This window comes from Hyalangium sp., assembly GCF_035629615.1.
Classification (GTDB): domain Bacteria; phylum Myxococcota; class Myxococcia; order Myxococcales; family Myxococcaceae; genus Hyalangium.
In genome coordinates, this window is sequence record NZ_DASPHO010000303.1 from 1 (window position 1) to 11243 (window position 11243).

At 65.2% G+C, this 11243-nt stretch carries 6 protein-coding genes and 1 pseudogene; 3 read left to right on the forward strand and 4 right to left on the reverse strand.

Annotated elements, in window-relative coordinates:
- Positions 1 to 297, reverse strand: a pseudogene (locus tag VD972_RS15345) (integrase core domain-containing protein); the annotation flags it as partial.
- A gap of 266 nt (positions 298 to 563) precedes the next feature.
- Between VD972_RS15345 and VD972_RS15350 the strand changes: the two are divergent.
- Both VD972_RS15350 and VD972_RS15355 read left to right on the forward strand, forming a co-directional pair.
- The gene (locus VD972_RS15350) at positions 564 to 1592 is read left to right on the forward strand and encodes a hypothetical protein (protein WP_324987417.1); all 1029 of its coding nucleotides are present in this window, start codon (positions 564 to 566) and stop codon (positions 1590 to 1592) included.
- A 102-nt stretch (positions 1593 to 1694) separates the two neighbouring features.
- On the forward strand, positions 1695 to 1943 hold the full coding sequence (locus VD972_RS15355; RefSeq protein WP_324987420.1) for a hypothetical protein: 249 nt from the start codon (positions 1695 to 1697) through the stop codon (positions 1941 to 1943).
- Positions 1944 to 2004: 61 nt separating this feature from the next.
- Here VD972_RS15355 and VD972_RS15360 read toward each other — a convergent pair whose 3' ends face one another.
- Together VD972_RS15360 and VD972_RS15365 are read right to left on the reverse strand one after the other, a co-directional pair.
- Positions 2005 to 3816 carry an amidase gene (locus tag VD972_RS15360; RefSeq protein WP_324987423.1) on the reverse strand — a complete coding sequence of 604 codons (1812 nt, stop codon included), beginning with the start codon at positions 3814 to 3816 and terminating at the stop codon, positions 2005 to 2007.
- A gap of 46 nt (positions 3817 to 3862) precedes the next feature.
- Complete coding sequence (locus VD972_RS15365) at positions 3863 to 5089, reverse strand: hypothetical protein (RefSeq protein WP_324987426.1); 1227 nt, start codon at positions 5087 to 5089, stop codon at positions 3863 to 3865.
- A gap of 236 nt (positions 5090 to 5325) precedes the next feature.
- On the opposite strand from VD972_RS15365, the gene VD972_RS15370 reads away from it, so the two are divergent.
- Positions 5326 to 6990 carry a D-aminoacylase gene (locus tag VD972_RS15370; protein ID WP_324987429.1) on the forward strand — a complete coding sequence of 555 codons (1665 nt, stop codon included), beginning with the start codon at positions 5326 to 5328 and terminating at the stop codon, positions 6988 to 6990.
- A gap of 72 nt (positions 6991 to 7062) precedes the next feature.
- On the opposite strand, the gene VD972_RS15375 is transcribed toward VD972_RS15370, so the two are convergent.
- Entirely contained in the window at positions 7063 to 10716 is a 3654-nt protein-coding gene (locus VD972_RS15375; protein ID WP_324987431.1) for a hypothetical protein, read from the reverse strand.
- Between the last annotated feature and the right edge of the window lie 527 nt (positions 10717 to 11243).

Here is an 11243-nt window from a genome sequence, read left to right on the forward strand (position 1 = left end):
GGTAGGGCGGCTCGCTCATACTCCAAAGGGCTCAAGTAGCCCAGGCTCGAGTGCCGGCGACGACGGTTGTAGAAGACCTCGATGTACTCGAAGATCGCCAAGCGGGCTTGGTGCCGCGAGGCGAACTGCGTCAGGTACACCCACTCGAGTTTCAGGCTGCTGAAGAAGCTCTCCGCGACGGCGTTGTGCCAGCAGTTGCCCTTTCCTGGACATGCTGCATTGGAGGCCTCTGGAGGCCAGAGCCCGCTGGTACTCGGTGCTGGCGTATTGGCTGCCGCGATCCGAGTGGTGAATGAGCTTATGCGCGCGGCGCGCTGCTTGGTCCCGACCTGGAGCCCATCGCCAAACTACATCCGGAATGGCGGCCGGATGTACCCTCCCAGGGTGCGCTGGCGCACGGCTCTCCTGCACCGTCAGCGGCCCTCCTCTGTCTCTCTGCTCCAGCCCGTCCCCCACTTAACAGCCTCCATCCTTCTTATGCGCTTTTGCTCGCCGCAAACTTATCCTTCGGGCCGTTAGCAGCTTGAAACAATGGGATTGAAAAACACGAGGGAGAACGGAAGATGGAGCGATGGACCGTAAAGCGATTGCTCGTTGCCGCAATTTTAATAATACCGTTGGTAGGTTGCCCCGGTCTGACGCAGATCGCGCAAGGCATCGCCGATAACGCCCCCTTCGCGAAACCCCCAGTGATTGTGAAGGTCGGCGCGCGCCAATGGGACGGAGACCCGGAACACTACAACCGCGGCGGATCTTTCGAATTCATCGTCAAACACGGCTTAGCCAATGAATTGACGATCAAGGAAAACGGTATCGATCTGGCCCGGGTGTCGAGCCCGCCAGTTCCGGGCGCGTTGGCAAACACAGTCTATTTACCCGTCGAAGACGTTGCTAATGATACAAACGCGCAGACGACGATCCGGCGAATTCGCATTTATACCAAAGAGTCGCTTGCCGCCGGTCCTTTTGTGCCGCCGCCCGACGGAACCCTGCGGACATATAGCTTCGTGGAGCGCAGCATCAATCCCAAGGCTATGGGCAAAGACCTTATCAGCGACCCTACCGACATAAAAATAAGAATTTGGGCACGCACGCCTGTGATTGCGGTTTTTACCACTTCTCCATCAAACCCCGCCACGAACGTTCCGTTAACGATAAATTGGCGAGCCAACGATGCCAAGAAGATCGAATTGCTTGAACGCCTTGGTTTCGTCAAACCGGATGGTACGTCCGAAGAACGCGAATCGGTCATCCAGTCCAACGTGTTCAACCCGGGTCCTGCTGGCAGCTTCGACGGCACGAAAACATTGAATGTCACTCCCACGACAACGGCCATTGTTTTTCGCGCTTGGGGCGCCGGCGGTGCGATGGTGAGCGATTACCAGGAACTGATGGTGTCGGGGCCCGTAGCGTGTCCGCAGAATGCCAACGGAAGAAAAATATGGTTTACGTTTTGTTTGGAATGCACCGGACGACCTCCTGAAGGTATTTCAGAGCCCGCCTGCACCGAGGCCGATGCGTTGGCCCGTCTCAACAGATTTTACAAATCCGAATTTTGCGAGGTGAAGAATAAAGCCTGTTTCGGTCCGTGATGACAGAGATGTCAACGTGTTGGGGCGCTTGTTCACCTTGATGCCACGGCAGCGGACGAGGGAGCCTGCGCTGAGGTGTAGCGCCCCGGTAGACCCGGGTCCGTGAACGAGCAGGCCGTGGACGAGGACTTGCTCCCCTACTTGAAGTTCCTCCCGCGGTCCCGGCTCGAACCCACGGCCTCCGTGGCGTTGCGCGCCTCCCGCTCCGAGGACGGGGAGCGGAAGCATGACAGTCCTCCCCAGGGTACGTTCCGCGAGGGCTTCGTGTCCGTCGAGATTCAAAACATCCGGGCGCGCAACAAGGAGCGACGATCGCGCGCGAGTCCGATCACCATGCGACGGGCCAAGTGAGGAGTGAGGTTCGCCAACCGCCTCATGCTGGCTCTGCGCCTGGCTCGGCTTCCGCACGAACTCAGAACCCCGGTGGCCGCTCATGCGCGACGCCAGAGGTGCGCTCCAGCGCGAGGCCCACCCGACCGAGAGTCCCCTCATCGAACAGCCGTCCGATCAGCGTGACACCGTGGGGCACCCGGCGCTTCGGCGAGAACCTTGGCAGGGGACGTACCGGGTCAGGCGCCCAGTCACTCCGGGCCTGGTCGACCTCCACGAAGCCCATGCGCAGTGTCAGCGAAGGATGACCCGTGAAGTTCGTGATCGTGAGCATGTCGCTCTGGAGAGAAGGCACCAGCAGCAGATCCACCTCCCCCATCACCCGCGCCATCTCCTGCGCCACCTTTCGGCGCAGCCGGTCCGCCTGGATCAGATCCACCGCCGAGAGGAAGCGGGCCTGGCGGAAGAGGTTCGGCCACGCATCCGGGACCTGCATGCTCATCAAGTCCACGCCATGGCTGAGCGTGAGCTCCTCGAACGCGGCCGCAGCCTCGGCGAAGAGGATGAGCATGAGGGAGGCATAAGGCCAGTCGGGCAGATGGACCTCGACTGGCTCCAGCCCCAGCCGCTTCAACGTCTCGAGCGCGGCGCGATCCACCTCGGTCGCCGGGCTCTGCTCCATCCACGCCGGGAAGTAGCCCACGCGCAGCCCCTTCACCCCCGCATGGGCGTCGAAGTCCAGCTTGCTGGGCACGCTCGCCACGTCGCCCGCGTCAGGCCCGGAGAGGGCCGCGAGCACCAGCAGCGAGTCCTCCACGCCGCGCGTCATCGGGCCGAGCTTGTCGAGCGACCAGGACAGCGTCATCGCGCCGGTGCGTGGCACGCGGCCGAAGGTGGGCCGCAGGCCGGTGATGCCACAGCGCATGGTGGGCGCGATGATGCTGCCGCCCGTCTCGCTCCCCAGGGAGAAGCCCACGCAGCCCGCCGCGGTCGCCGCGCCCGGACCGGCGCTGCTGCCTGAAGAGCCCTCCTCCAGCAGCCACGGGTTCTTCGTCTCACCGCCAAACCAGATGTCGTTCAGCGCCAGCGCGCCCAGGCTCAGCTTGGCGACGAGCACCGCGCCCGCGCGATGCAACCGCTCCACGACGGCCGCGTCAGCGGTGGGGACCCGGTTCCGGAACGGCTCGGCACCGTAAGTGGTGGGGATGCCAGCGGTGTCCACCAGATCCTTGGCGCCCCAGGGGATGCCGTGCAGCGGGCCGCGGTACTTCCGCGCGGCGAGCTCGGCATCCGCGCGCCGGGCCTGCTCGAGCGCGAGGTCCGGCGTCAGCGTGATGACGCACTTCAGCTTCGGATCGAAGCGCTGTAGCCGCTCCAGGTAGATGCGCGTGAGCCGCTCCGAGGACAAGGCCCGGGACTCGATCCACCGCGAGAGCGCTGTGACCGGAGCGTAGGCGATGTCCTCGTCCCTGTCAGGCAGTGGCCCGGGTGAGGCCTTGCTCCGCACGAAGCGGTTGCGTGCCGGGCGGGTCGCGAGGCCGGGGAGCACAGGGTCCCACCTCGAGGCGGGCGCCAGCGTCGGCTCCAGCACCACCTGGCGCGGCCCGCTGCGCATCTCGTAGAGCGGCGCCATCATCTCGCGCCAGTTGCTGGCGGCCTGGGCGCGCTCGGCCGGCGTGAGCTGCACCTGCACGAGCTTCTCTGCCTCAGCGAAGGTGCTCGCGCTCACCCTGGGCCCCGCAGAGGGTGAAGTCCCGAATGCGGGCGGTGCACCTGGAGGCGGTGGGGCAGTCACACCCGCATCAAGAGGTGCTGCCTCCGCTGTCACCCCCACGGCGACACCCGCCACTCCGAGTGCGGTGCCGGCCAAGAACTGCCTGCGTGAGCTGGACATGTGTCTCCTGGAGATCCCAAGGCTCCTTGCAGCTTCAACCCAATCCTCAAGGTGCCGGCGTGTATGGCCCGACGGTGTTCTCCGCGAGGTCCCAGCCGGGGGGGGAAGAGGAGGGGCAATAGAAGCAGTCGTGGCGATCCGTGTACGCGTGATTGCGGCGGATCTGCGCCTCCTGCACCGCGGAGAGCCCCATCTGGTACAGGCTGGGGCGCAGCTGGTGGAACACGTTGTCGTTGAACCAGAGCTGGCCGATCTGCTCCACAGGGACACCCCCGCCCTCGCCGATCATCACGCCCGAGTGGACGAGGAGGTTGCGGGCGGCGAAGTTCTCGGCCGCGATCCCATGGATCCGGTAGTTGTGCTTCGAGTCGGTCTGGCTCGAGGTTCCGTTGGTCAGCCGGTTGTGGACCGTGACGGTGCGGAGCACGTTGTGCATTCGGACGGTGGCCTCGCTCCCGGTGACGGAGGCGAACCGGTTGTTGGCCAGGACGATGTCCGTGCTCTGGAGCGGCTCCATGCCGCCCACCCACACCGAGTACACCTTGGCTTGCGTCTCGCTGTTCAGGATCGCCACCCGCTTCGCGCGAATGGCAAACGCGAGCCCGTACTGGTCCGCCTCGGGCTCGACTCGCACCCCGTCGAACACGACGTCGGTGGCGAACCTCCCCTCCTCCGGCGTTCCATTGTTCCAGGGCAGGCTGAACTCAATCTCACCAAAGACTCCTCCGGAGACGCGCACTCGGTGCACGGCTTGGCCGATCAGCAAGCGCAGGAGCTTCACGTCCGGATCCAGGATGAGCTCCGTGTCCGACGTCTGTACCACCACGGTCTCGTTGATCCCGATGTGGAAGCGGAACCGGGTCTGCGCCGTGGCAGGAGCGCCACCCGGCGGCTGGAAGTACTGGGCGTAGTCGGCGTGCGAGTCGATGTCGATCTCTCGGGTGATGGTCGGTGCCGCCGGCCACTGGATGTCGAGACCCGCGGGGAGCGGGCCGAGATCCTTGAGGCCGTTGACGTGCCCCTGCAGCGGACCGGGGCCTGCGGCGGAGCCATCCGGCAGTCCGCCGTCGACACCGGCATCAGGCGTGCCCGTGTCTCCACGCCCGGCATCGACAGTGCCAGAGTCCGACGAGCCGCCATCGGCTCCTCCAGATCCGCCATCGGCTCCTGCATCGGAGGGGGGATTCTGCGGAGCGAACTCGTCATCCTTGCAGCCGCTCGCCATGAGGGTGAGCGCGAGCGCGGCACAGAGGATGAGGCGTAGGAGGGCCATGGATGCCCGAGCCTAACCGGTGGCTCGGAGCGCATGCCACCGCCAAGCAGCGACTCGGGCCCGTCACGGCCCGGGAGGTGGTCCGGCCGAGGCCCAGGGGCAATCGAGGTCTTCTATAGCCTGGCGGAGTATGAACGGGCCGCCCTACTTGGTACGTTGGCAGCATAACCCCAGTGTCCACTAAATCGGGGCAAGCCCACTTTCGTCTCAAGGTGACACGTGAGAGGTGACAATTGATGCAAGCCATCGCGGTGCTGGCCATGACGATGACGGTCGTCACCGCTTCGCCCCAGGACTTCGATCTCATCCTCGCCAACGGCCGCGTCGTCGACGGGACCGGCGCCCCCTGGTTCCGGGCCGATGTCGGCGTCCGCGGTGATCGCATCGCCGCCGTCGGTGACCTCAGTAAAGCCAAGGCCCGCCGCCGCATCGACGTCAGCAGGTTCGTCGTCGCCCCCGGCTTCGTCGACATGCTCGGCCAGTCCGAGTTCAACGTCCTCGTCGACAACCGGGCCGCCAGCAAGATCACCCAGGGCATCACCACCGAGATCACCGGCGAAGGACGCTCCGTCGCGCCCCTCAACGCCAGGATGATCGAGGCCGACGCCGATCTCTGGAAGCACTACGGCATCAGGCCAGACTGGACGACCCTCTCCGGCTACTTCCAGGCCTTCGCGAAGAAGCGCGTCGCCATCAACCTCGGCACCTTCGTCGGAGCGGGCGGCGTGCGCGAGCTCGTCCTCGGCCGGGAAGACCGCGCACCCAACCCCGACGAGCTGAAGCGCATGGAAGCCGCCGTCGCCCAGGCCATGGAGGAAGGCGCCCTCGGCCTCTCGACCTCGCTCCTCTACGTCCCCGGCCACTACGCGACGACTGAGGAGATCATCGCCCTCGCCAAGGTCGCCCGCCGCTACGGTGGCAGCTACATTACCCACCAGCGCGACGAGGGCACGAGCATCCACGACAGCCTCGACGAGGTCTTCCGCATCGCCCGCGAGGCCGACATCCCGGCCGAGATCTACCACCTGAAGACCGCTGGCCCGAAGGCCTGGGGCATGATGCTCGCCGTCCTGAAGCGCATCGAGGACGCACGCGCGCAGGGGCTCGACATCTCCGCTGACGTCTACCCATGGACGGCGAGCTCGAACTCCCTCCACGCCACGCTCCCCTTCTGGGCGCGGGCGGGCTCGAGCAAGGAGATGGTCGCCCGCCTGCAGGACCCCGCCAACCGCCAGAAGGTGCGCGTCGAGCTGGAAGCCGAGTATCCCGACCTGGTCACCGGCGGCGCGGCGCGCATCCTGGTCGCCGACACGTTGGACCCCGCGCTCGCGCGCTACGAGGGCAAGAACCTCGAGGAGATCTCCAAGGCCGAGGGCAAGCACCCCGTCGACGCCCTCATGGACATCGTCATGGCCGACAAGGGCAACACCTCGAAGATCTCGTTCTCGATGAACGAGGACGACATGCGCGCCGCGCTCAAGCATCCCCTCGTCTCGATGTGTACGGACTCCGGAGCGTCCGCGACCGACGGGATCTTCTCCACCAAGCGCAACCACCCGCGAGGCTGGGGCTCGACCGCTCGGGTCCTCGGCCGCTACGTACGGGAGGAGAAGCTGCTGACCCTCGAGGAAGCCGTCCGCAAGATGACGTCGCTGCCCGCGTCACGCATGCGGCTGGTGGACCGCGGCCAGGTGCGACCTGGATTCTTCGCGGACCTCGTCGCCTTCGACCCTGACACGATCATCGACCGATCCACGTACGTGAATCCGTGGCAATACAGCGCGGGGATCCCGTACGTGACTGTGAACGGCCAACTGGTCGTGGACAACGGCAAGATCACGGAGGCGCGTCCCGGTCGGATCCTTCTCGGGCCTGGGTACTCAGGCCGCTCGCGTCGGTGAGCGGATTGACCCCGAAGCGCATAAGAAGGATAGGGGCACGGTGGGCAGAGCTCCGGAACCGCTCCTGCCCAGCTACTTGGGTATCCCGAAGACATAGTGGTTGTCGTTCACATGGAAGATGTCGATGGTTCTCCTGGCGGGAGCGACCCGCCTCCCGTGGTACTGCATGCAGAACTCGTGGTATCGGTAGAGCGAGACGGTGTGGCCATGATTCTGGGCGATGCCGTTGGGTGAGGAATCGACATAGTGCATGCGCAGGTCGACTCCCGTGACCAGGACCAGACCGATGTAATCGAGGTGGCTCGCATACTGTCTGCGGTGCGACTGGCCCCATTCATAGGCTTCTGCGAGCTCGGTCAGGAGCGCCTGGAGCGGCCTTCTCTCCGCGACCGCGGCGAGCGTGTACTGCTCCGCCTCGGCCGCATGCTCCACGGGCAGACGGCCTACAAGCTGGTACCTGTCGCGAATGTACGCCCACGACTGCGTGCGGAGGGCATCCATCTGCACACTCACCTGATCGAGCACCCTCATCAGCTCCACACGCCTTGCCGGCAGGAACGGCATGTCGCCAAACATCCCTGGCGCAATGCCTACCCCCAGCCGGATCAGGCGCGCCGTTTCCGCCGCGGCTTGGACTCGCAGTTCCATGGCCGGGCCCAGCCGATCCTCGGCGCTGATGCGGGCCGCCTGCTCCTCTGTGCGCAGGTTGAGGCCATCATCGAAGGAGTAGTACATGCAGTCGCCACCACCCGGATTCTCGGTGAGGTTGTAGGTGTCCCGGATGTGCTGCGCATAGAGCGCCGAGGCTCGCTGCCAGGGTGAGGGCCCGGCCTGCTTGGGCTCGCCTAGCCTTGGGGGGCTGCTGGAGGACCGGCCGCTGCTGCCCTGGGGCGAAGCGCCCACGCCGAGCGGGTCGCTCTCCGCCTGCAGCATCCAGTGCCGCGCATGCAGAGCCAGCCCTGACGAGCCCTCCATGGAGAGCAAGCTGGGGAGATTCTCCCTGCCGGGAGCGAGCAAGGGCGACGTCTGCCGCAGGTAGTCCACGATCAGCCCCGCCAGCCGATTGCCGGCCTGCGCGCTCTTCACCGCGTCCGCCAGAATGCTCTTCCGGACCAGCACGGGCGCGTAGGCACCATATCGAGCCAGCAGCGCGGTATATCGCGCCCTAACCTGATTGAATGCTTCATCCGGGAGCTCGTTGGGCGCCGTGTCGAGAGAGAGCCGGAGGTAGTTTCCGCTCAGCTCGCCGCGCATCTCCGTCGTCACGACGGACAAGAGCCCGCGGTCGAAGAACCCTCGATAGAGCTTCGCCAGGAAGCGTTTCTGCTCGAGCCTCTCGGCGGCGTCCTTCGCCAGGATGAGGCTCCTGTAGAGCACCTTCTTGCCATCCTTCTCCACCAGCGTCAGGTCGTCGAAGAAGCGCACCGCGGTGGAGAGGTAGGACGCCATGAGGTGATCGAGGTCCGTCCCCTGGCCAGTCCTGGCGTTGGAGGGAGGAACATAGAGCTCCGTGATCGCATCGGGCTCAGGCGCCGCGTATCCCCTGGCGGGGGGCTCCACCGGCTTGAAGGGCAGCCTCTCCGCTTCGGGGCCCTTCTGGTTCGAGCCGGCGTACTTGACCGAGACCTGCCTCAGGATGGAGTGAACATGCGAGACGACACGGCTCCAGTTGAAGCCACGCTCTTGCCTGTCGCTCCATAGGTAGGTCGCCGCACCGAACTTCTCGATCAATCTCTCCTTGGATTCCTGGCCGGGATTCAGTCGCACCGCGACGGGATCCGGAATGTCGAGGAATGAGCTGACCACGAATCCGAAGCTGTCCATCTCGGCGACATCCAGCCGCTTCATCCAGCTCGTCATGGCCTGGGCGAGCACGAAGGGCAGGTTGTGCTCATGTCTTCCCGTGGAGGAGATGATCTTCCCCTCGTAGACCGCCGACGTTCCGAGATACCGGGCGTTCCTCGAGGCGACCCCGGTGAGGCCCAGCTCCACATCGGCCGCATACTTCAGGATGTGGGCGAAGAACTGCACCTCATCCAGCCCTCGGAACGCCGAGCTATCGAGGCCGCTGAGGTACCCGGCGCTGCTGGCGAGCGTCCTGGCATTGATGAGCGTCGTGCAGCCGCCCATCATCTTGCCGCTGCCGAGCGCCTGATATTTCTGATAGCTCCGGGCCAGGATGAGCTGGACGTGTCCCGCTTGAATCGACTCTGCCAGCAAGCCCACCAGGACCTCGAGCTGACGCACCGGGTCGACATCCGGCGGTGGCTGAATGGTCGCGTCGACGATCAGTGAAATGGTGTCCCGGTGCTGCCTGTACCGGGCCGCGACCACACCCGCGATCACTTCGGGCGTTGGGCCTGCGATGCCCGGCGTGCTCGGGTTCATCGTGGCCATGATGACCCGAGGGGCCGCCTCGGGTGCCAGACTGTGCTCAGTCGGCCTCCCCTGCGCCGACAGGATGCAGCCCACTTCGAAGTAGGTGGAGTTGTTCCACTCCCCGAGCAACTGAACGTCACGTCCGGACTCTGCGATGGCCATCTCCAGCGCCGTCGTCAGTGCATCCATCCCGCTCCACGCCGGGTGAATCAACCGCCTCACCCTGCCACCACTCACGAGCCTCGCCAGTGTCGGGATGCGCCGGTTCTGGATGAGCGCTTCATTGTCACTGATCTCGTTGGGCCGGTAGGGGCGTGTCGCCGCCAGGATCAGGAACAGCTCGTCGAGCAGCAGATCGTAGGCCTTGCGGCAGCGCTCAGCGTGGTTGTCGTAGAGCGCAAGCATCCTGACGGCGGTCGTCAGGCTCTCCAGGCCACTCTTGACGAGGATGCCCTTCTTGAATCTCCGCAGCGTCGAGAGGTTGCTGAGTCCATTGATGAGGAGCACGGACGCCGCGTAGACGAATTGCATCGGCCGATCCACTCGGGCCATTCTCTTCAACTTTTGATACTCGCGGCTGGCGAGAAGCGCGCTGAGCAAGGCGCGGTTGTCGAACGCTTCGGAGTCGGAGAGCTCCGGCTCGACGTAGGCGCTGCCGTAGATCCTGGAGGACCTCTTCTGTCCGTGCAGGAACTTGTACATCTGATAGGACGACGGCGTCGCACCGACGAACTTGCAGAACTCCTCGAACAAGCTGCCTGCAGACGCCTTGTTCTCGGTGTTCCAGGGGATGGTGAAGCTGCCGCCCGCCACCTTGTACTCGAGCAGGTAGAGCCCCGGATCGCCTGCCGCGATCCTGGGACGCTCGGTCAGGATCGGCTTCGCGCCTTCGGCGAGAAACTCGAGCCGCCTCGCCGCGAGCCGGGAGTTGACGAGACAATAGCTGGTCCCGGCGACCGGGCTTCTTCCCCCCAGCAGCGCAGCGATGGCGCCGTTGACGAGCTCCCTGCTCCCTTTGATGGCGCCCCACTCCTTGTCCCAGGCGTCACGCTGGTAGGAGGTGCTGTTCGGGTGACCAATCCACAGATCGGACTCGCGCTCGCGATTGGTCATCGTCGAGATCACGCGCAGTCCATAGAGCCCGCTGAGGTAGTGCCGGTCCAGGCTGGCGAGCTGCTGCTGTCGCACCTGGGTGACTGGCACCCCCGTTGCTCGTTCGGCGAGGAGTGTGCCCTGCGTGGCCCTGGCGACCCGGAAGGCTCGCTGGATCCGGGTCGCGGCCTCGGCCTCCCGGTTGGCGACGTTCTTCTGCGTCACCCGCTTCACGACGGCGGCCCATTCCTCCATGGCCCCATGACAGCTCGGGCACGGAATGATCTGCGCGCCCTCCGCGTGATGCTGACACTTGATGCAATACAGTTGCATAGGATCACTCCAGGGGGAGGCGCGCGGATGGGGCAAGAATGATGCCTGGGGGAACGTGCTCGATCGATAAGCTGGCGGGTAGGCTGCTGGAAGGGTGTCCCGCTACGTCGACTTCGCTCTCCGCGGGGTGACCGGCAGCAGCCGACGCCACTCCCTCCCGTCACCGAGAGCCATGCTTCAAGCTCCTCCAGGGCTCCGATGCCACTGCGTTCCGCTGGGACGCACCTGCTTCCGAAGTGGAAGCAGCAACCGCGGGGCTCGCGCTCATCCACTCCGGCGAGCTCCGCCCCACACGCGCATGTGCGCCCGCTAAGTCATCGGGGCTAAGTCTTTTCAGGGGGGGGTACGCAGCATGAGGCGGCGTACTGCTCCTGGTCGCTGCAGACGGCGCAGGAGGCGGACGGCATCATCATAGAATGCCTCCCGCTCTTGGGTCAGCATGCGGCTGA

Coding starts and splice junctions, on each gene's coding strand:
- VD972_RS15350 (WP_324987417.1), top strand. CDS start 564: ATGGAGCGATGGACCGTAAAGCGATTGCTCGTTGCCGCAATTTTAATA.
- VD972_RS15360 (WP_324987423.1), bottom strand. CDS start 3,816: ATGTCCAGCTCACGCAGGCAGTTCTTGGCCGGCACCGCACTCGGAGTG.
- VD972_RS15365 (WP_324987426.1), bottom strand. CDS start 5,089: ATGGCCCTCCTACGCCTCATCCTCTGTGCCGCGCTCGCGCTCACCCTC.
- VD972_RS15370 (WP_324987429.1), top strand. CDS start 5,326: ATGCAAGCCATCGCGGTGCTGGCCATGACGATGACGGTCGTCACCGCT.
- VD972_RS15375 (WP_324987431.1), bottom strand. CDS start 10,716: ATGGAGGAATGGGCCGCCGTCGTGAAGCGGGTGACGCAGAAGAACGTC.